The sequence below is a fragment of the Pseudomonas sp. Xaverov 83 genome (genome assembly GCF_019352905.1).
In the GTDB taxonomy this organism is placed as follows: domain Bacteria; phylum Pseudomonadota; class Gammaproteobacteria; order Pseudomonadales; family Pseudomonadaceae; genus Aquipseudomonas; species Aquipseudomonas yamanorum.
Genome location: NZ_JAAAFU010000075.1, coordinates 858,486 through 878,147 on the forward strand (window position 1 = coordinate 858,486; position 19,662 = coordinate 878,147).

Annotated in this window: 18 protein-coding genes; 6 read left to right on the top strand and 12 right to left on the bottom strand. The window is 61.2% G+C overall.

Features of this window, described 5'->3' with window-relative positions:
* The first annotated feature begins 22 nt into the window (after positions 1–22).
* Positions 23–580 carry a DUF4136 domain-containing protein gene (locus K0H47_RS25240; protein WP_003212927.1) on the top strand — a complete coding sequence of 186 codons (558 nt, stop codon included), beginning with the start codon at positions 23–25 and terminating at the stop codon, positions 578–580.
* Positions 581–709: 129 nt separating this feature from the next.
* Positions 710–2,719: a pilus assembly protein TadG-related protein gene (locus K0H47_RS25245; protein ID WP_172834533.1), complete on the top strand. Its 2,010-nt coding sequence runs from the start codon at positions 710–712 to the stop codon at positions 2,717–2,719.
* Here the strand turns inward: K0H47_RS25245 and K0H47_RS25250 are convergent.
* Both K0H47_RS25250 and K0H47_RS25255 read right to left on the bottom strand, forming a co-directional pair.
* Positions 2,716–5,466 (bottom strand): PAS domain-containing sensor histidine kinase, encoded by a 2,751-nt coding sequence (locus K0H47_RS25250; protein ID WP_219273807.1) that lies wholly within the window; start codon positions 5,464–5,466, stop codon positions 2,716–2,718. The two genes, K0H47_RS25245 and K0H47_RS25250, sit on opposite strands and share 4 nt — an antisense overlap.
* A complete protein-coding gene (locus K0H47_RS25255) occupies positions 5,463–5,903 on the bottom strand; it encodes a TadE/TadG family type IV pilus assembly protein (RefSeq protein WP_063033311.1) in 441 nt (146 codons plus the stop codon). The genes K0H47_RS25250 and K0H47_RS25255 overlap by 4 nt, the downstream gene beginning before the upstream one ends.
* 71 nt (positions 5,904–5,974) lie before the next feature.
* Here K0H47_RS25255 and K0H47_RS25260 point away from each other — a divergent pair, with 71 nt between their 5' ends.
* Both K0H47_RS25260 and K0H47_RS25265 read left to right on the top strand, forming a co-directional pair.
* Positions 5,975–6,460 carry a prepilin peptidase gene (locus K0H47_RS25260; RefSeq protein WP_219273808.1) on the top strand — a complete coding sequence of 162 codons (486 nt, stop codon included), beginning with the start codon at positions 5,975–5,977 and terminating at the stop codon, positions 6,458–6,460.
* Between the two features lie 113 nt (positions 6,461–6,573).
* Positions 6,574–7,362, top strand: a complete 789-nt coding sequence (locus tag K0H47_RS25265; protein ID WP_063033310.1) for a response regulator transcription factor — start codon at positions 6,574–6,576, stop codon at positions 7,360–7,362.
* Here K0H47_RS25265 and K0H47_RS25270 read toward each other — a convergent pair.
* The 8 genes from K0H47_RS25270 to cpaB are packed head-to-tail and all read right to left on the bottom strand — an operon-like array spanning position 7,359 to position 14,805.
* Positions 7,359–7,637 (bottom strand): DUF3613 domain-containing protein, encoded by a 279-nt coding sequence (locus tag K0H47_RS25270; RefSeq protein ID WP_063033309.1) that lies wholly within the window; start codon positions 7,635–7,637, stop codon positions 7,359–7,361. The genes K0H47_RS25265 and K0H47_RS25270 overlap by 4 nt on opposite strands.
* A 20-nt stretch (positions 7,638–7,657) precedes the next feature.
* Positions 7,658–8,380: a tetratricopeptide repeat protein gene (locus K0H47_RS25275; protein WP_063033308.1), complete on the bottom strand. Its 723-nt coding sequence runs from the start codon at positions 8,378–8,380 to the stop codon at positions 7,658–7,660.
* 11 nt (positions 8,381–8,391) lie between these two features.
* Positions 8,392–9,276 carry a type II secretion system F family protein gene (locus K0H47_RS25280; protein WP_063033307.1) on the bottom strand — a complete coding sequence of 295 codons (885 nt, stop codon included), beginning with the start codon at positions 9,274–9,276 and terminating at the stop codon, positions 8,392–8,394.
* Between the two features lies 1 nt (position 9,277).
* A complete protein-coding gene (locus K0H47_RS25285) occupies positions 9,278–10,162 on the bottom strand; it encodes a type II secretion system F family protein (protein WP_063033306.1) in 885 nt (294 codons plus the stop codon).
* 11 nt (positions 10,163–10,173) lie between these two features.
* Complete coding sequence (locus K0H47_RS25290; protein ID WP_063033305.1) at positions 10,174–11,445, bottom strand: CpaF family protein; 1,272 nt, start codon at positions 11,443–11,445, stop codon at positions 10,174–10,176.
* The gene (locus tag K0H47_RS25295; protein ID WP_177025954.1) at positions 11,442–12,632 is read right to left on the bottom strand and encodes a pilus assembly protein; all 1,191 of its coding nucleotides are present in this window, start codon (positions 12,630–12,632) and stop codon (positions 11,442–11,444) included. The genes K0H47_RS25290 and K0H47_RS25295 overlap by 4 nt, the downstream gene beginning before the upstream one ends.
* Entirely contained in the window at positions 12,629–13,852 is a 1,224-nt protein-coding gene (locus K0H47_RS25300) for a type II and III secretion system protein family protein (protein WP_177025955.1), read from the bottom strand. Before K0H47_RS25300 ends, K0H47_RS25295 begins: the two co-directional genes overlap by 4 nt.
* Before the next feature lie 20 nt (positions 13,853–13,872).
* On the bottom strand, positions 13,873–14,805 hold the full coding sequence (gene cpaB / locus K0H47_RS25305; RefSeq protein WP_177070049.1) for a Flp pilus assembly protein CpaB: 933 nt from the start codon (positions 14,803–14,805) through the stop codon (positions 13,873–13,875).
* Between the two features lie 315 nt (positions 14,806–15,120).
* Here cpaB and K0H47_RS25310 point away from each other — a divergent pair, with 315 nt between their 5' ends.
* Entirely contained in the window at positions 15,121–15,312 is a 192-nt protein-coding gene (locus K0H47_RS25310) for a Flp family type IVb pilin (protein ID WP_063033301.1), read from the top strand.
* 67 nt (positions 15,313–15,379) lie between these two features.
* Positions 15,380–15,787 carry a response regulator gene (locus tag K0H47_RS25315; RefSeq protein WP_017478453.1) on the top strand — a complete coding sequence of 136 codons (408 nt, stop codon included), beginning with the start codon at positions 15,380–15,382 and terminating at the stop codon, positions 15,785–15,787.
* A 99-nt stretch (positions 15,788–15,886) separates the two neighbouring features.
* On the opposite strand, the gene K0H47_RS25320 is transcribed toward K0H47_RS25315, so the two are convergent.
* Both K0H47_RS25320 and K0H47_RS25325 read right to left on the bottom strand, forming a co-directional pair.
* The gene (locus K0H47_RS25320) at positions 15,887–17,572 is read right to left on the bottom strand and encodes a ShlB/FhaC/HecB family hemolysin secretion/activation protein (RefSeq protein ID WP_063033300.1); all 1,686 of its coding nucleotides are present in this window, start codon (positions 17,570–17,572) and stop codon (positions 15,887–15,889) included.
* Positions 17,573–17,747: 175 nt separating this feature from the next.
* Positions 17,748–19,466, bottom strand: a complete 1,719-nt coding sequence (locus K0H47_RS25325; RefSeq protein WP_257626730.1) for a collagen-like triple helix repeat-containing protein — start codon at positions 19,464–19,466, stop codon at positions 17,748–17,750.
* Positions 19,467–19,662 lie beyond the last annotated feature (196 nt).

The window sequence follows — 19,662 nt, forward strand, 5'->3', positions numbered from 1 at the left end:
GATCGTCTTTTGGAGAACAACCATGCTTCGTCGTATTGCTGCACTTGCTGTTGTTGTGTTGCTGGGCGGTTGCCAGACCAGCCAGGTCAACCATGATTTCGACGCCAGCCGGGACTTTGGCGCGTACCGCAGTTGGAGTTGGAAAGAACCCGCGCTGCAATACCGCCCGGATGACCCGCGGATCAAGAGTGACCTCACCGAACAGCGCATCCGCCAGGCCGTGGGCGAGCAACTCGACCAGCGTGGCCTGCGCCCTGCGGCGCCGGGTACCAAGGCTGACCTGAATGTGCAGACCTACCTGATCGTCGAAGACCGCCAGCAACAAGTCACCACCAACTACGGCGGCGCCTGGGGTGGCCCGTGGAATGGTTATTGGGGCGCGCCGATGTATAACGAAACCCGCAACATTACCTACAAGGTCGCCACCATCCAGATCGACTTGCTCGACGGCAAGGACGGCAAACTGGTGTGGCGTGGCAGCGATGAGCAAATCCTCGCCAGCTCGCCCGAGCCACAGGACCGCAGCGCCGCTATTCGTGCCACGGTGACCAAGGTGCTGTCCAACTACCCGCCTCATTAATTGCTTGATCAGCCCTCCGCCAGTCGCCGATCTATGGCGACTGGCCTGCAGCCCCCGCCGCTCTTGACTACACTCCCAGGCAACACAGGAGAGTAAGCGCTCGGCAATCTGCCGGCAAAGGAGTGCTCGATGTCTCTTCGACTTCGTTCCGGTCGCCTGCCCGGGTATGCAAGGCAGCGTGGTGCGATTGGCTTGATTGCGGCCGTGACCCTGGGCATCGCCTTGGTATTCCTGTTGCTGGTTATCGATAGCAGTCGCCTGTACCTGGAAAAGCGCAAGTTGCAGTCCGTGGCCGATACGGCAGCCCTGGAGGCTGCCAATCGTGGCGGGCAATGCGCACCGAGCACCACGGCCAACGATTACGCCACGCAGAACGCCACGCGCAATGGCTTCACGATTGTCGCCAACACCCGGGCACTGGCGGTCACCTGCGGCACGTTGGTGACCAATGCCAGCAATCAGCGGGTCTTCAGCGCCAACGCCACTAAAAACGATGCGATTCAGGTGGTAGCCTCCGAGACCGTGGCGACCAGCGTCGCCGGCGGCATATGGAACATGGTCAACGGTACTGCGGTGACCGCGCAGACGACGGTGAATGCAGTGGCGGTCGCCGCACTGGGGCCGCCGCTGGCGTCATTGACCATTCGCAGCACGGCGTTGGTCGTGGATACGAACAACGCGCCCCTGCTTAACGCGCTGACCGGCGGATTGTTGGGCGGCGCCGTGAATCTCTCGGTGGCGGGCTGGAACGGCCTGATCAACACCAATATTTCTTTGCTGAGTTACCTGAACCAACTGAAGCTCGACCTGGGGCTGACGGCCGGTGGTTATACACAGGTACTGGGCAACACCATCGCGGTTGGCCAACTGATTCAGTCGGCAATCAATGTGCTGGACCCCACGCATACATTGTCGGCCACTGCGACCATTGCCAGCCTACAGGCCCTGAAAGTCGCAGCGGGTGCGACCACGGTGGTGCTGGGCAATGTGCTGTCGGTGGAGAGTGGTGCCAGCGTCGCCGCCCTGGCGGTCAACATGCGGGTGTTCGACTTGATTCAGGGGTTCGTGCAATTGGCCAACAAGCAAAACGGACTGGTGGCCAGTTTCCCTATCAACTTGCCGGGGGTGGCGCAAATCACTGCCAGCGTCCAGGTGTTGCAGCCGCCACAGCTGTCGGCCATCGGTAACCCGGCGCTTGCCACGGCGGCCGGGCAGAATCCCATGACCGGCCCAAACCGGATTTACGTACAAACGGCTCAGTTACGCACGAAGCTGTCGGTTAACCTGCCGATACTCAACACCGTCTCCACGCTGACTAACGCGGTGACCGGGTTGGTGAGCCCGCTGCTGGGTACGTTGGACGCGCTGCTCAGCCTGAACCTGGTCGGGGTGATCAATTCGTTGACCTGTGCGATCTCGTGTACTTCGCCGGTGTTGCAAGTGCTGCCGCCGCCGGTGGGTATCGATATCGAGCTGGATGCGGCGAGTGCCGCCAGTTGGGTCACCGGTTACAGCTGCGCCAGCCCGACCACTAAAACCCTGACCACGGCCACCAACACATCACTGGTCAATCTGCGGATGGGCCAGATTGCCAGCAGCAGCGTTTTCGGGACTGGCCCTACACCCCCTACGGTGGTGGTGACGCCGTTGAAGATCGTCGATATCGGTACGAAGACCTGCACATTAATTGTGTTCTGCAATCCGGTGGTGATGGGCGTAGGCGGAGGGTTGGGGTTATCGGCCAATATTTCGGCAGGCGGTACCTACAACATTCCCTACACCTACCAATCGCCGAATTTGCCGGAGATTTCCCAGCCACCGTATTACTCCAGCTACAGCACCACCAATATCGTCAGCGGCCTGACCGATCCGGTGAACGGCGTGACGGCCGGGCTTAACCTGAATATGTACGGGCCTACCCCCGGCAACGCGAACCTGCTGGGCAACCTGATCGGCGGCCTTGGATCGGTTTTAAGCGGCGTGACCACGGCGTTGCTCAACGTGTTGAATGCCACGCTGATACCCTTGATCAATTCGTTGGTGAATACCTTGTTGCTGGGGCTGGGAGTCGACCTTAACCAGGTCGGCGTGGGCGCCAACCTCAGTTGCCACTCGGGTAATGCGTATCTGGTGATCTAAACCTCGCTCACCACCGGCAACTCCACACAAAACTTCGCCCCATGTTCACTGTTGGCGACGCTCAACCGGCCGCCCATGTTCTCGACAATGCCATAGCTCACTGATAACCCCAGGCCGGTGCCCACGCCAATCGGCTTGGTGGTGAAGAACGGTTCGAAAATCCGCTCCAGCAGCCGAGGGTCAATCCCGCCGCCGTTGTCCTCGACCCAGATGCGCACGTGACGGCTGTCGTGTTCGATCTGCACCGAGATCCACGGCCGCAGGTCGCGGTCGTGTTCGCGCTTGCTCAGCAGGGCATCTCGGGCGTTGACCATCAGGTTGATCAGCACCTGCTCCAACTGGTCGACGTAGCCTTTGACCTGCACCGCAATGTCCGTCTGCGTCACCCGCAGTTCTATGCCTTTGCCACGCAGGCCTTCAGTGAGCAGCGACAAGGTGCCTTCCACCGCCTGCGCCGGGTTGAAGGGCTGTTGTTCGACTTCAGAGCGGCGGCCGAACACGCGCATATGATCCACCACGCGGGCGGCTCGCTGGACCTGGGAGTCGATGCGCTGGAGTTTTTCCGTCAGGTAGTCGATCTGTGCATCACCGTTGCTCAAGCGCTTGAGCACGTTGACGATGGCCATGCGCATCACATTCAGCGGCTGGTTGATCTCGTGGGCCAGGCCGGTGGCCATTTCGCCGAGGGTGGCCATTTTGGCGCTTTGGGTCAGTTGCTGCTGGGAGCGGCGCACTTCGGTGTTGTCGCGGCCCACGGCCTGCACTTCCTGCAACTGGCCCTGTTCGTCGAATACGCCCCGGTCCGACCACACCCACCAGGCATGTGTGCGCCCCGGCAATTGCAGGCTGATTTCGGCGGTGCTCACGGGGAACTCCGGGGTCAACTGCCGGATGCGCTGCACAAATGCCTCGCGTTGTTCTTCGGACAACCACTGGCTGAGGTTCATGCCCGGCAGTTGTTCAGGCAGGCACTCCATGTAGTTGGCCAGGGGGGTATTACCGAAGGTCAGGGTCAGGTCCGGGCGGTAACGGCAGATCATCGCAGGGGAGTCTTCCACCAGGATTCGATAGCGTTCCTCGCTTTCCTTGACCCGTTGCGCCGCCAGGGTCGTCTCGGTCACATCCAGCCACAGGCCCACGGCTTCCACGGGCAACCCGAGATCGTCGCGTAGCAGTCGGGCTTCATCCAGCAGCCAGTGGTAATCGCCCTGTTTGTCGAGCACTCGGTAGCGACTGCGCACGTTGCCTTCGCGCAGCAGTCGGCGGGTACGGTCGAAGTAGAGGTCGCGGTCTTCGGGGTGGATCCATTGGTTCAGCGTCGCCGGGGTGAAGTCGGCCAGGGTGCGGCCCAGCAGCGGCAGCAGGCTGTCGCTGAAGAACACCGGTTGCAGCGTGCCTTCGACGTAGCGCTGCACGTAGATCACGGCCGGGGAGCTGGCGATCAGGTTGTCCAGGCGTGCGTGGGCGGCGGCGGCCTGTTGCGCCTGGTTTTTTATATCGCTGATGTCGAGCATGAAGCCCACCAGGCGGCGGTGCCCGCCCGAGCCCAGCGCTTGCCCCTGTACGCGGTACCAGATGGGGTTTTGCGTCGGGTCTGTAGGTTGCAGGCGAACGCTGGTGGACAGCGGCTTGCCCAGGGTCTTGAGGTCTTGCAGGCGGCTGGCGAGCTCTTCCCGGTCGGCAGGGTGAATCAGCTTGAGCCACATCGGCAACGAGAGCCGTGTGGTGGACTCGCCGTGGTTGAGGGTGTGCAGCAACTGCGGGGCGAGTTCAATGTCCTCACTGTGGGGGGGCAGTTCCCACCAGCCGGTGCCGAGCAGTCCCTGCAGGGCGTCGAGGCGCTCCAGTTGCTGCTGATGGTGCTGTTCGCGCAGGCGGCCGAGCAACGGTGCGGCGAGGGCGGCGGTCAGTTGCAGCCAGTCACGGTCGCTGGTGTGTTCCTGGCGGCTATAAAGGCCGCACAGCAACCATGCACCCACGCCATGACCATCGTGATAGGGCACCAGAAAACCATCGGTATTGCCAAACAGCCCTTGCAGGCGCGGGTGGTCGCTGTGGCCTCGGTTTACCCCCAGGCTCACCGGCGCTGTACCGCCCAGGCTGTCGAGGCTGGCGCCCAGGGCTTGCCCGTTGCTCCAAAGTGCCGGAGCGTCGTGGGATGTGTAACAGCCCTGGATACACCACTCCTGGCCCTGCTCGTCCAGCAAGGCAATTGCAGTGCAGGGGACGTGCCAGTGCTGGGAGATGGTCTGGAGAGTGTCTTGCAGCACCTCGGGCAGGCGCGTCAGGCTGCAGACCCGTAGTTGCTCGCTGATCTGGTCGTTTACGCGCTGATTGTGTTCGCGTCGCTGAGTCAGTTGGCGATGGGCAATCAGGTCGCCAATGTCCAGCAATTGAAGGAGCCAAGCCTTGCCCTCGGGTTGAACCCAGCCGCGGGTATGCAGGGTTTGCCCGGCAAGCCCTTTGAACTCCAGGTCCAGGCTTTGCCCCTGCCAGTCGCCGGGCGTGCCTTCAATCACCAGGCTGCTCATCGGCGTGAGGTATTCGAGCAGCAAGGCAAGCTGGTGCGGTTGCGCGGCGGGCTGTTCCAGCCGATGGCGCAGCGGGCCCTGGATGTCCAGTACGCGGCCTTGGGCGTCCAGGTAGAACAACAGGGCGGCGGTGGTGGGCAGTGCTGCCGGCGCGTCCGCATCCAGGTGGTTGCCACGGCCGAGCAGGCGGCCGAACAATTTATCCCCTGAGGTCAAAACTGCATGCTCGATTGGGCCGAAAGCGTGGGAGGCAGGGCGGGGACGGTCCCAAAGCCTGGCAGTACCAGAAACGGCAACACGTTCTGAAGGCTGGACGTTGGATAGTTGATTTGCACCGTCAGCAGCGAGCTCGCGCTATAGGTTGCCGTGACATACGTGGGCAGGAACTTGAACGACGAGGGGATCCAGGACAATTGTGCCTGCGCCGCGGCGACGGCCTGATTGGGCAGTGCCGTTATGTAGTTAGGCGTGGAGGGGTCCAGCGCGACGCTACGCCTTACGCCTTCAGCGGCGGCTTGGGTAAAGGACTGCATCAACAGTAACGGCAGGCTGTAGCTGACCAGACCATAAAACACGGCAAAAAAAATCATGAAGACCATCGCGAACTCCAGCGCGGCGGCACCTTTTTGCTTTCTAGGGAGGTCTTTTTTCATGACTCGTCTACCCTGACTACCACTACCTGATATCAGCATAGAATCAATCAGCAAAAAGGGATTTTTTTTACGTGATTCAAAGCCTCGTCCTATTCGTTTGGCTGGCGCTGTGCGCTGTGCAAGATATCCGTCTACGTCAGATCTCCAACCGCTTGACCCTCGGCGCAGGCTTGCTGGCGCTGGTTTACCTGCTCTGGAGCGGTACCACCTGGCTCGGCGCGCCTGCCGCCGAGGGTGGCGGGGCATTTGCCCTGGCGCTGTTGTTTACCCTGCCGGGTTACGCGCTGGGCCGTCTGGGGGCCGGTGACGTGAAGTTGATCGCGGCATTGGGGCTGGCGACCAACTACCTCTACTTATTGGGCACTTTCATCGGCGCAGGCCTCGCCAGCGCGGCGTGGCTGCTGCTGGCCCCCAGGCTGTGGCCGCTGATGAATCAAGGGCTTAAGAACACCTTGCAGTACCTGCATCCGGAACGCTCGGCCAGACAGCCGTTCGTGCCGTTTTTATGGGTCGGGTTTTGCCTGGCCTGGCTTTGGATCCCATTAGTCGCCACGTAGGCTATCGCTATGTACATAGTAGGAAAGTACGTCTACGTTTATGGGTATGTTGTATAGGAAAGTGGTCGGAATGGATCGGTCGGTCTTTGGCTTGCCCAGGCATGGAGTAGCGCGTGAACAAGCTTACCTCTGAAGTGAAAGTGCTCGTTGTCGATGATCAGCCCCTGATCGTGGAAGAGCTTTGCGAATTTCTTGAAAGCAACGGTTACCGTTGCGTCCCTTGTGCCTCCAGCCAGCAAGCCATCGAGCGTTTTCGCGACGATGCCGAGATCGGCCTGGTGCTGTGCGATCTGCATATGCCGGACATGGATGGCATCGAACTGGTCCAGGCTCTGCAACGCCTGGCCGGCAAGCAACGGGTCTTTGAGGCCATCATGTTGACGGGGCGTGCGGACAAGCAAGATGTGATCAAGGCCCTGCGTGCCGGGATTGCCGATTACTACCAGAAGCCAATCAATCTGGGCGAATTGCTTGAAGGGTTGCAACGCCAGGTTGTGGCGCTGCAAGACCGGCAGAAAAACCTCGACCTGGGGCATCTGAACCAGAAGCTGCAGTTTCTCTCGGCGTCCATCGACGATCTTTATCATGACCTCGACAAGGTGCGCAGCAGCCCGCAGTCGACCCTTTCGAATGAAGCCGATGGCGAAGTCAGCGACACTGACCGCGTTGAAATACCGGCGATCTTCAATCAGTTGTCCCCACGCCAGTTGGATGTCGCCAGGCTGGTAGGCAAGGGCCAGACCAACTATCAGATTGCCTGTGAGCTGGGCATCACCGAAAACACGGTGAAACTCTACGTGTCCCAGGTGCTGCGCCTGACTCATATGCACAACCGCACCCAGTTGGCGCTGGCGCTATCGCCGAATAACTCACCGGCACGCCAGCGCGTGACTGCCCACTAGTTACTGCTGCCGCCGCCTGGGGTGTTGCCGCCCTGTTTCTGGTCGTAATACTCAGGAATAGGGTGTTTGTAACTCTCCAGCAGGCGTTGCATGGTCAGGTCACGTTCAGCGGGCGTGGCCTTTTGCAGGTGGGTGGATGCTTGTTCGCCGCTGACTTGCAGTTGCAGCCAGCCTTCGGTCTGTTTTTGCTGTGGCGACGAAGGTCCTGGTTCAATAGCCAACGCCGTCAGCGGCAGGCTGGCGAACAGCAGAGTGGCGAGCCGTGTGAGTTTCATCCTGTGTACTCCCTTCAAACCTATTTGACCGGCGCTTGCAGTGCGTCGCTTACGGTTGCGACCTGATCTTTGGGTGGTGTCGCCGGTGAGGCCGGTGCCTTGAGTTGCTGCGCCCGGGCTTGGGCCTGCGTCACTTGTTCCGGGCTCAGGCCCATGCGGCTGGCCACTTGTGCGGCTTGTTCCCAATTGTCCTGATAGATCATCAGCGTCACCAGATTGATGGCCGCCAATTGATCACTCTGCTTGAGCTCCATGGCTGTGAGGAATTCAAAGCGTGCGTCTTCCAGGCGCCTTTGATTGAGGTACACAACACCCAGGTCGTTACGGATTTTCTCGTCGGTGGGCGACATCCTGGCCGCGCGTTGCAAGTGCGCCATGGCTTGGCCGTTGTCCCCCCTGGCAGCAGCCAGCTGCCCAAGGCCGTGCTCGCCTTCGGCGGCCATGCAGGTGCCGAGCAGGCTGCGGTACAGCGGTTCGGCTTCGCTGCGGCCCAGCAGGCGGTACACCTTGGCCTGGCGCTGGCGCACCTGGGGCAGGTTGTCCGGCAGGTTTTGCAGGTTGGCCAGGCTGGCGTGAAGCTTGCCCTCGTTGGCCATGTCGTCGGCCAGGTTCAGTGACAACTCCTGATTGGAGTTTGGCTTGGCACAACTGCCTTGTGCGCTGAAGCCCGCCCACGGCAGTTGCCCGTTGCTGGCACAACCGCCTAACAACAACAGGCTGCAGGCGATCATCAATGTCTTCATTGCATGTCCTCTCAAGGCGCGAAGGCTTTGGCAATGGCGATAAAGCCAGGGCCGGCCAGTACGATCAGTAACGCAGGAAACAGGAACAGCATCATCACCACGGACATCTTGGCGGACATCTTGGAGATGTATTCCTGCAAGCGGGTCAGGCGCCGGTCATCCAGCAGTTGCTTGAGCGACTGCAGCGACTTCATCGCACCACCGCCCTGATGCAGCAGTTGCTGGAGGATCAGGCACGTGTCGCTGAGCTCATCGACGGCCAGCATCTCGCTGGCCTTGTTCAACTCCTCGCCCAACTCCAGCCCGGAATCGACGCGTGCCAGCACCAGGCGCAGTTCGGCGGTCAGCACCGGCAACAGTTTCTGCGCGTCGTATGCCATGACCCTGAGCGCCTGCTCTACGGCCATGCCTGACTCAAACAGAATGCGCACCAGGGGAATGAAGGTTGCCACTTCCCGGGCGATTTTGTCCTGGCGCCTTTTGGCGAGTGAAACCAGGATTCGCTTGGGCAGCAGGTAGCCGATGATCAGGGCCAGCAGGGGGATCACCCACCCATGCTCGGTGCCGGGAAAAAACAGCTCCAGTGCCAGCGCGGTCAGGCCCATCAGAAGTATCGGCGAAGCGATCTGGCAGGCGGCGAACATCGAACGCTGGCTGGCCTTTCTCCAGCCCATGCGGTTGAGCAGGGTTTGGGTTTCGTTATCGAGGCTGACGGTGCGCTGGCCGATCCGGGTGCTGCCCAGTTGGTGCAACCACTCACTCATTTTGTCGTTACGGCTTGGCTCGCCTTGCAGCCTTTGGGTGACCAGGCGTTGCTGACGACGACTGCTCAAGATGTTGGTCACCAGCAGCAATAACGCGGCAAGAAATAATACGGCACTGATCACTATCGCCATCTCAGATACTCCGCAACATGCGCCACAGCGCCACGCAGCCGATGACTTGCAAGGCGAACGCACCGAGCATCAGGCGTTGGCCGCTGTGGTCATCCCACATGGCCATCAGGTACACCGGATTAACGATCAGGAAGTAGCCCGCAACACTCACCGGCAGCACTGCGAGTACCAATGCGGTCACCCGGGTTTCACCCGTCATGGCGCGTAATTGCCGTGCGCCCTGGTCGCGCTCGCGAATCATCTTGATCAGGTTTTCCAGCAGCTCGCTGGCGTTGCCTCCGTAGCGGTGGTTGACCTTGAGGCCCAGGGCAAACAGGCGCAGTTCATCCTGTTCATAAAATTCGGCATAGTCATGAGCGGCCTCTGGCAGGCTGACACCCAGTTGCACATTGCGCTTGATGCGGCCCATGGATTTTTTCAACGGGTCGTCACTGGCATCGATGCCGCTCAGGATGGCGTCCGCCAGGGTGCGTCCGGATTTGAGGCTGCGCACTGCGTGGTCGAGCAACTGCGGCAGTTGCTCGACCATTCGGCGCAGCCGGCGCTGGTAGCGTACGGCGATGTACAGGCGCAGTGCCAAGGGCGGTGCCGCCACCATGACAAACAGGCCTATCCACTCGCCTACCAGCCACCCCAGCAGGGCACCGAAGGCCCAAAGGCTCAGCCACAGGCCCAGGCGTTCGGTCGGCCTGCCAAGGCCTGCACGGATAAAGGTGCGTTCCAGGCGGGTGGCTACTGTGTTGTCTTTCAGGGACTGGGGTTGCCCTTCGGCCAAGCGCTCCAACACCCTGTCGGTCTGGGCCTTGCGCAAACCGTTGCGCATCAGGCCTATCCCCAGCACCAGAAGGGCCACGGCGAGCAGGCTAAGCAGAATCGGACCGATCATGGGATGGCCTCCTAACCCGGCAGGTGACTTTCTTGGCGCAACTTGTCACCGGCCGGGTTGACGGCTTCCCGCAGGAAGCCGAAGCCGGTGCGCTTGTCGTGGCGGAACAGGGTATTGGTGACATACACGTCCTCGCGTATGCCCACCACTTCCACCACTTCGCTGACACAGCGGCGGCCATCGGGCAGGCGCGTCAGCTGGATCACCACATCCAGGGCCGCGCAAATCATTTGCCGCAGGGTTTTTTCCGCCACCACCCGCCCGGTGAGACCCACCAGGGTTTCCAGTCGCAGCAACGCGTCCTGGGCATTGTTGGCGTGGACGGTACTCATTGATCCGTCGTGGCCGGTGTTCATGGCGGTCAACACATCGATGACTTCCACGCCCCGGATCTCTCCGAGGATGATCCGGTCGGGCCGCATCCGCAGGGCGTTGCGGATCAAGTCACTGGCTTTCACCTCACCATGGCCCTCAGCGTTGGGCGGCCGGGTTTCCAGGCGCACGACGTGGGGATGGCCCAGCTGCAACTCGGCCACGTCTTCGATGGTGACCAAGCGCTCGCGAGGGTTGATCAACTGGCTGAGAATGTTCAGCAGTGTGGTTTTACCGGTGCCGGTACCACCGCTGATCAGGATGTTGCAGCGCTTGCCGACGGCGTCCTGGAAGAATTCGAAAATCCCTTGGTCGATGGTTTGCATGGCTACCAGGTCGCTGCTCTTCAGCATGTCTTTGCGAAACTTTCGAATCGACAGGCAGGGGCCGTCCAGGGCAATCGGCGGGATGATCGCATTGACCCGGCTGCCATCGGGCAGGCGCGCATCCACCATCGGCGACGACTCATCCAGCCGGCGTCCCAGGGGCGCTAGGATGCGCTGCATGACCCGCTCCACATGGTGGTCGTCAATGAAGCGCAAATCACTTTGTTGCAGCAGGCCATCGCGCTCGACGAACACCCGGTGCGGGCCGTTGACCAGGATCTCAGTGACCGTCGGGTCCCGCAGCAGTACTTCCAGCGGGCCGAAACCGGTCAGTTCATCGACGATCTCTTCTGCCAGGCGTTCCATCTCGTAGCGGGAAATCGCCAGGTGCATACGTGTGATGTATTCGGCCACCTTGTCGATCACGAACTGCGCCAGGGATTGGCGTGAGCTCTCCAGGAGGTTTTTTCCCGACTCTTCGATGGCATCGATGATGTAGCGATGCAGCACCAGTTTCAGGCCGTCGTGATCGGTGTTGCCGGCGCTACCGCGCGGGGTAACGCCAAACAGCTTCTCGCCGTTCATTTGGTCCTCAGAAGGCGGTTAAGCCAGTTGGTGGAGGGTTTTTCCAGGCCTTCGGAGCGTTTTGCCAGGCGCTCGCCCAAGGCACGCAGCGCTTGCGTCAGGCTTTCCCGCGGGGCCAGCGAGAATAAGGTTTGCGCCTGGTTTTTGGCACTCAGGCGAACTTCCGGGCTCAGGGGCAATACGGCGATCACTTCCAGCCCGAAGCTTTTTCCCAGCGCTTCCGAGTCGGGGGCGGCACCCTTGAGGTAGCGGTCGACCAGCAGCCGGGCATGGTCCAGCTTCATGCCTTTTTCTCGCCACAGGTTGAGTACCGCCAGGTTACGGCGGCAGTCCGGTACGCTTTGGTCGGTACACCACAATAGTTTGTCGCAATGGCTGACAAAGGTGCGCAAGGCTTCGCTGTCGGGTTGGCCGGTCAGGTTCACCACGATGTGCTGGAAGTGCTGGCGCAGGGCACTGAGCAACATGTACAGCTCGGCTGCACTGGTGCGGTCCAGCGGCTCATCGTTATTGTGATAGGCGAGAATGCGCAGGCCGGCTTCGGCCGAGGTAAAGGCGCTGTTGATCAGGGTGGAGTCCAGGCGTCGCAAGTGGCGCAGGGCGTCGCCGAAATGGAAAGAGCTTTCCAGCCCCAGCAGCGCCAGGCTGTCAGCGAGAGGCAGGCCCAGGTCGAGCAACAACGTTTGCTGCCCGCTTTTTTGCACCACCAACGCCAGGTGGCTGGCGATCAGCGCACCGTCGGCATTGCCTTGGGTGCCGTAGAGTACGGTCAGCCCGCCCAAGTGGGCATTCGGGGTAACGGCCGGCAAGCGTTTGCTCAGGCGCCGAACCAGGCCGGCAACCTCACTGGCGCGCGAGCCGTAGGCGACGAAATCCCGCGCACCGGCACGCATCGCGTTCAGCACAAGCTGGTTGTCCATGCCATCGCCCAAGGCCACGATGGCAAGCAGAGGCTTGGCCTCCAGGGCGCCTTCGATCAGGGCGCACTGGGTGGTCACGTGTTCACGGTCCAGGCCAATAAACACCAGGTTGGCAAACGTCACGTCCACCAGTGCCAGCAGTTCGTCGAGGCTGCCGGCGCCGGCGCTGACCACCTGTCCCAAGGGCGCAAGCGCCCCCTGAAGCCATTCCAGATCCGTGGTGTTGCGGGTAATTGCCAAAAAGGTCTGGCTCAGGCTTTCGCTCATTCGGACAGTCCACTGCGGCGGTCGAAATTACCGTTTTCGAGGAAATACAGGCGGTACCAGTTCGGGTCGTAATTGCGCAGTTTTTCACCCGGCAATGAGGGCAGCTTGGCGTTGGCGGCCAGCGGCTGTACCAGGTGCGGGGTGACGATCATAAGCAGCTCTTTTTCCTGGCGGCTGACGTTGGAGTCGCGAAAGAACGCACCGAGGATCGGGATGTCCCCCAGGCCGGGGAATTTGCTGACGCTTGAGGTGTTGTTGGTGCTGATCAGGCCGCTGATCACGAAGCTTTCGCCGTCGGCCAGGGAGATGCTGGTGTCGGTGCGCCGGACCGTCAGTGCTGGCACCGAGATACCCTGGATAGTGACTGCGTTGCTGTAGTCCAGCTCACTGACCTCTGGCGCGACCTTCAGGGAAATTCGCCCATGGTCGATGACGGTCGGGGTCAGGGTCAGGCGGATGCCGAACTCCTTGTATTCGATGGAGATGGTGTTGCTGCCGCTGCTGGGCACCGGGATCGGCACTTCACCACCGGCGAGGAAGGTCGCACTTTGCCCGCTGAGCGCCACCAGGCTCGGACGGGCCAGGGTGTAGGCGAACCCGCTGCTTTCCAGGGCGTTGATCATGGCCGAGACACGGCCGCCGCCGAAGCCGATGTTGAAGGTGTCGTTGTTCACCGGTAGCCCGCGAAATCCCGTGGCCGCCGCGTTGGCGACATTGTTGGGGGCGCCGAACAAAAAGTTGCCGCCCCGGCCAAAGATCGAGGTACTGGCTTCCTTGAGTTTGGTGCGACTCACTTCCACAAAGCGGATGTCGGTTTGCACCTGGCTGGGTAGCGTCGGGTCATCGGACGGCGACAGGGCCAGGCTGGTCAGGGCGGACGTGGCCTTGCCCTGGACGAACACCATGCTCTGGCGCGGGCTGCTGGAACAGGCCGTCCAGACCATCAGGCTGGTGGTGCCTGAGGCGACGCCAGTGAGCAGGAACGCCTGGTTGCCATTGACCTGCACGTCGGCCACTTTTGGATCGCCAATGGCCAGCCGCGTAATCGGTACCGGCGATTGGATCGCCTGTTGAGCGCCTTCACCCACCTCCAGTACCGCCGGCAGTTGGCCCAGGCCTGTGCAGTTGCCGGACGCCGCCAGCGCCACCTCGACAGGCAGGCTCAAGGCGAAGAGACCCCAGAGTACTCGTGAAAAAAACCACACGGAACGACTGCTCATTCAAGGCATCCTTAGCTCTTTCAGGGCGTTTGTTGAGTCACCTGGTTGCCGCGTATTACCTCGACCCCCGAGCGTTTTGGAGCGCCATTGGCTGGGCCAATGCTGTTGAGGGGCACCGGGCTGAAGGACAGTTGGTTGAACTGATAGAGATCGCGCTTGGTGTTTTCCAGGTTGATCGCGGACTCCGTTTCACCGGCCCAGTACTGGCTCAGCAATTGTTCGTCGGCGCTGCGTACGGCCAGGCGCAATACGCCGGATTGGGCGGCGAGCATCAGCCGGCTCATGAGCTGCTCCGGTACGGCGAGGACGACCGTACGTGCGCTGGCACGACTCTGTTGTGCCTTGAGTTTTTCATCCGCGGTGGTCGGTGGTACAGAGCCTGGCTGGCCATCGTTGGTCAGCCCCAATTGGTCGCCCACACTCAGCAGACGCAAGGCGGGCACGATGACTTGTGCAGACTGCTGCGGGTTGCCGCCTTCCTGACGCAGGAAGAGCAGGACGTCCACATAATCGCCCGGGGTCAGTTGCCCGCCGGCACCGATCACTTCATCCACCGCTACGGCGAGGGCGCGCTCGTTGGGACGGATCATCCGCGCCAGGGTGCCGCCGGGGTTGAAGCTTTCCTCCGTCAGCCAGGTACCGGCCGACAGCGGCCGCCAAGGGACTTTGCCCACGGCCTGGTCGAGGCGGGTCAGGCTGCCGGCAGGTACGGTGCGCAGTCTTTCCAGGACCAGGTCGGCGGCGGTGAGCTCAACAAAAGGTGCAACGTCATGGGCCAGGACCACCACCGGTTGGCGTGTCTGGTCTTCGGTGACGGGCTGCACCACTTCAGGTGATTGGGCCACGGGCGGGGGGGCAGGGGCAGGGCGGCTGAGAACCAGGCCCCAGTAGCCTGCAATCAGTGCACCTACCAATAGCAGCCCGGCGAGGATCAAGCTAATCCGACTGTTCATGAAGGCTCTCCCTTTCCTGCTGCATCCACTGCGCTTTCCTACTAATGCCTGCGTATTCGGATCGCTTCGAGCTTCTAACTATTTCGCTATTTGAAGGTAGTTCAGCTAGGACAAAACGCCATTACCGGGCGAAAAATATCTCCAGAACCTCTGCAAAAGTTGGATTTTTGGCGTCAGCCCGCCGACTAATACTTTGTGATTAATCAGTTCTTACAGTTGTTGGTATGGGGTTTGTTGACAATGCTCTAGTGGCACACCGAAATCATTTTTGTGATGCCGCGATACCAGCGCCGTTGGCGCAAAGGAGAAGTCATTATGTTCCTTGATCTTATTCGCATGGGTTTCATCAAAGTCCAGGTTTTTTTCTATTCGAAAGAGGGCGCGTCGGGTATCGAGTATGCTCTGGTAGCGGCGATGGTTGCGGTGGCGCTGGCTGCTTTTATTACACCCATCCGGACGGCGATAACCGGCGTCTTTACTGCGATACAGGCTGCCATTCACACCTGACCCCTGGTCCTCGCGCAAGCACGTGCAGGTTCCGCTGAATGATCTATTGCGTATCAGGCATTTTCCCATGAACGCCTCTTTGTCTCCCCGGCAACAAATCCTTTTGGTGGATGACGAAGAGGACGCCCTTATTGAACTGGCGGAGTCGCTGGAGAATGAGGGCTTTGTCTGTTTTACCGCCACCTCGGTCACCTTCGCTTTGCAGGAGCTGACCCTGCACCCCGATATCGCCCTGGTGATCACCGACCTGCGCATGCCCGAGGAGAGTGGTATTTCCTTGATCAAGCGCCTGCGCGAACACACCGCTCGCCAGCACCTGCCGGTGATCGTCATGTCTGGCCATGCCGAGATGGATGATGTCAGCGACATGCTGCGCTTGCAGGTGCTGGACCTGTTTCGCAAGCCGATCTATCTGGTGCGCCTGATCGACACCCTCAACAACCTCTTCCCCATCCCGAAAATCAGACTGATGTAGGAGCGAGCTTGCTCGCGAAAAACGTCAACGATAACGCGGGCAGTCTGGTTCCCCGCGTTGTCTGGACGCTCTTCGCGAGCAAGCTCGCTCCTCCAGGGGTCAGAGTTGGTAGCTGAAACTCAGCGTATACCGCGGCCGCCGATTGAAGCTGTCCAGGGCGATGTCCGACATCGGCTTGGCCGCTTCCAGCGCAATGTTGTAGTACTTGTTATCCCCGAAGCGCAGGCCCACCGCCGCCGATGACATGTTGTTGCCCTTGACCGGCAGCTCGTTGAACCAGGTCTTGGCCTTGTCCAGCACCACATACGGCTGCAGGATTTTTACCCACTCGCCACTGCGGTTGAAGCTGTAGTTGACCTCATACGCCACGCCCCAACCCTTGTCGCCCGAGCCCTGGTCATCCGGATAACCACGCCCGAAATTCTGCCCGCCGAATGTCGCGCGTTCGCTGTCGGGCAGGGTGTCGTTGCTCCAGTAGAAGGCACCCGATGCCACGCCTTGCCAGTGGTCGAAGAACTTGTTGCTTTGCACCCCCGACAGACGCAGGCGGAAGAATTCCAGGTCCGGCTGCGTGCCTTCGATATCGCTGTGGGTGCGTGCCCCCAGGCCGTTGATTCCCTGGTAGAGCCCGGCGCTGAGAATCCGCAGCTGGCGGTCGTCGGACTTGCGCCAGTCGCCCTCGAACGCGAGGGCTCGCAGGTCGGTTTCCACGTCGAAGCGCAGCGGGTAACCCACGAGTTGATAGCGGGTGGTTTGGTCCACCGCGTAAAGGCGCGTGCCAAGGGTCAATGACTCCGTGGGGGAGGCAATCAAGGGGTGAGACAGGCCGATGGAGTAGCGGTCAATCGCTTGGTGCGGCTTGAGCTCAAAGCCACCGTCCAGTTGTACGTTGCTGTTGGGGTCGGCGCGGTAGCGTTCAGCGTTGAGTACCAACTGGCTGCCTTCGGCATTGATGAACTGGCTGTAGCCCAGGCGGTAGTAATGCTCATCATCCTTGCCCGGCGGGAACAGGCCACTGAGGCTCAATTGCTCGCCCATCGAGGTCTGGGAGTTACTGGTGGCGGCCAGCAGCGCCTGCGTGCCGCTACGGTTGTCTTCGTCCAGGCTCATGCTGGTGGTGAACGGTTTGCGGCTGGCCTGGATCTGCATGTGCGTGCCGCCATCGGTGGTGCCGGGTGGCGGCACTTGTGCCTGCAACGTCACACCCGGGATACGCCCCATCAGCGTGGTGTAGCGCTCGAAGGTCTTGCGGGTCAGCGGGCGTTCACCCAGCAGCTTGGCCGCCAGCTTGTCGACGTAGGCCGAGACTGAGCCGATGTCGCCCTGCACGTTGTAATCCTTGATGTAGCCCTCCACCAGCACCACGTGCACCAGGCCATTTTCGAAGCGCTGGTCGGGCAGGTAGGCGTAAGACAACAGGTAGCCGTCCTGCTGGTAGCGGCGGGTGATGCCGCGGGTGGCTTCGATCAGTTGGGCGAGGGTGGTTTCGTGGCCAATCAGCGGCTCGAAAACCTGGGCCACGTCCTTGAGTGGATAGATCGTGCCGCCGTCGATTTGCAGCTTGCGGATGGTCACTTTGGTGTCCATCAACAGCGGCTGGTTCTGGGTGGCGGCCGGCTCGGGCAACTGGGTCTGCGGCGTGACCGGGCGATAGGCGTCGGCGGGGAGGTTGGGCACCGGCAGGTTGCGAATGGTGTCGTTGCTGTTGAGGAAGCTGGGCAGGGTCTCGGCGTGGACACTGGCAGCAATCAGGGTGAGTAGAAACAAAGGCGTCAAGGCGCGCATAGGACACTCCATGGTCAAACTGCAGCAGCGTTTCGCGGATTCCCGCCGGGCTCTGGGGCGCGGTTCGGGAGGGCCTTTCACTGGCCAATAAAAAAGACGAGAGACTCATTGGAATCTCTCGTCTCAACCAAGCGTAGGCGCTGGAGGGGAGGCCGTCTAATGGCCAGGTGCAATTCTATTTTTTGCCGGTCAGCCCGCCGAGCAAGCCGCCCAGGCCTCCACCGGTGTTTGTGTTTGCAGTGCCTCCGGCGGATGCGCTGGCACCCACGTTCAAGCCGCCGAGCAGGCCGCCACCGCTACTGCTGGTACCTCCGGTGACCAAGCCACCCACCGAGCCGACAGTATTACCCACTGCATTCAGGGTACCGCCTACGGCGTTGGTGATCGGGTTGGCATTGGCTGCCGTCAGGTTGGTGCCCAGACCGCTGACTGCGCCGCCGACTTGGGTCACCAGGCCGTTCACCGGTGCACCGATACCCGTGCTGGTGCCGATGTTTTGGGTCAGCCCGGTAACGCCCGTCGTCACTGGGTTCAGTGCGGCGCCGACATTGGTCGCCAGACCCGCGACCGGAGCCGTGGCGCCGGTGTTGGCTACGCCATTGCCGCCAATCAGGGTGCCGAGGGACGCGACGGTGTTGCCCACGGCACCACCGGTTACGCCCGCAGCACTGACAGTGCCATTGGTGTTGCCGATGTTCAGCCCGTTGCCGACGTTGGCGACGAGGCCACCGACCAGCTCAGGCAGACCCGATTGCGGGGTCGTGGTTGCCGGATTGACGTAGCCACTCGACTTATCAAGGGTGGTGCCGACGCCAGTCAACACGCCACCGACGAGTGTCCCGACAGGGTTGCCTGCACCGCCGGCACCGGCCACCTGGCCACCCAGGCCGGTGACAGTGGCGCCCACTTTGTCGATCAAGCCACCGACCGGATTGCCCAGGCCTGTCTTATTGCCCAAATTACCCGTGGTGTTTTCCACCAGAGAGACGACGGGTACCAGTACGCTTTTACCGACCGTATTGGTCAAGCCGCCCAGTGGCCCGGTGGTGCTGGCCGTGCTCAAGGTGTCGCCAAGCATGGTCACGGTTTGGCCGACTTTATCGACCAGGCCACCTGCCGCGCCGCCTACACCGCCGGTCAAACCTCCGACCACGGGAATGCCACCCAACGTAGTGCCCAGGGACTTGCCGGTGTTGGACACGCCGGTACCCAGGTCGGCCACGCCATCAGCCACACCGGCAACGGTGGTGCCCAAGGCGTTGCTATTGGTACCCAGGGTGCCCAGGCCGTTAGTCAGGCCGCTGCCGATGCTGTTGACGGCAGTGCCCGTAGCGGTGACTAACCCGCCAGCGGTAGTACCGACAATTGGCACCGTGGTCAGGGTCGTACCCAGATCGCCCACCGCGGTGCCGACATTACCGACGACACCGCCTACAGCGCCCACTACCTGGCCGGTGACCAGAGGAGTGGTCGAACCTGTACCGCCACCGGTGCCACCGCCAGTACCACCACCTGTGCCGCCGCCAGTACCTCCGCCGGTGCCGCCACCTGTGCCGCCACCAGTACCTCCGCCGGTGCCACCACCTGTGCCGCCACCAGTACCTCCGCCGGTGCCACCACCTGTGCCGCCACCGGTACCTCCGCCGGTGCCACCACCAGTACCTCCATCTGTGCCGCCACCGGTACCACCGCCAGTGCCTCCGTCAGTGCCACCGCCGGTACCGCCGCCAGTGCCGCCACCCGTTCCGCCGCCACTACCACTGCCAGCATCCGGAGATGACGCCGCGACACTACTGTGATGACCACCACCACCGCTGCTGCAGCCTCCGAGGCTAACTGCCAGAATCAGGGCCAGCGCGGTACTTGCTTTCCACAACACGACTTGAGTTTTCATGATTGAGTTCCTTGCACCAGGTACAGCCTTTGCTGTTATCGAAGTTCGCTGTTTCTAGGGGCAGCGATACATTCGTCCGTTGTGGCTATAACAGACCCGGGTGCGTTATCTCGCAATGCTCAACTTGGTATTAACAATTTATATACAGATAGAGTTAGTCTGCTTAGCGACTAATACCAAGGATGTAGTGGGGGAG

Coding starts and splice junctions, on each gene's coding strand:
- K0H47_RS25285 (WP_063033306.1), bottom strand. CDS start 10,162: ATGATCGGTCCGATTCTGCTTAGCCTGCTCGCCGTGGCCCTTCTGGTG.
- K0H47_RS25255 (WP_063033311.1), bottom strand. CDS start 5,903: ATGAAAAAAGACCTCCCTAGAAAGCAAAAAGGTGCCGCCGCGCTGGAG.
- K0H47_RS25275 (WP_063033308.1), bottom strand. CDS start 8,380: ATGAAGACATTGATGATCGCCTGCAGCCTGTTGTTGTTAGGCGGTTGT.
- K0H47_RS25290 (WP_063033305.1), bottom strand. CDS start 11,445: ATGAACGGCGAGAAGCTGTTTGGCGTTACCCCGCGCGGTAGCGCCGGC.
- K0H47_RS25280 (WP_063033307.1), bottom strand. CDS start 9,276: ATGGCGATAGTGATCAGTGCCGTATTATTTCTTGCCGCGTTATTGCTG.
- K0H47_RS25320 (WP_063033300.1), bottom strand. CDS start 17,572: ATGCGCGCCTTGACGCCTTTGTTTCTACTCACCCTGATTGCTGCCAGT.
- K0H47_RS25315 (WP_017478453.1), top strand. CDS start 15,380: ATGAACGCCTCTTTGTCTCCCCGGCAACAAATCCTTTTGGTGGATGAC.
- K0H47_RS25240 (WP_003212927.1), top strand. CDS start 23: ATGCTTCGTCGTATTGCTGCACTTGCTGTTGTTGTGTTGCTGGGCGGT.
- K0H47_RS25245 (WP_172834533.1), top strand. CDS start 710: ATGTCTCTTCGACTTCGTTCCGGTCGCCTGCCCGGGTATGCAAGGCAG.
- K0H47_RS25295 (WP_177025954.1), bottom strand. CDS start 12,632: ATGAGCGAAAGCCTGAGCCAGACCTTTTTGGCAATTACCCGCAACACC.
- K0H47_RS25325 (WP_257626730.1), bottom strand. CDS start 19,466: ATGAAAACTCAAGTCGTGTTGTGGAAAGCAAGTACCGCGCTGGCCCTG.
- K0H47_RS25310 (WP_063033301.1), top strand. CDS start 15,121: ATGTTCCTTGATCTTATTCGCATGGGTTTCATCAAAGTCCAGGTTTTT.
- K0H47_RS25270 (WP_063033309.1), bottom strand. CDS start 7,637: ATGAAACTCACACGGCTCGCCACTCTGCTGTTCGCCAGCCTGCCGCTG.
- K0H47_RS25300 (WP_177025955.1), bottom strand. CDS start 13,852: ATGAGCAGTCGTTCCGTGTGGTTTTTTTCACGAGTACTCTGGGGTCTC.
- cpaB (WP_177070049.1), bottom strand. CDS start 14,805: ATGAACAGTCGGATTAGCTTGATCCTCGCCGGGCTGCTATTGGTAGGT.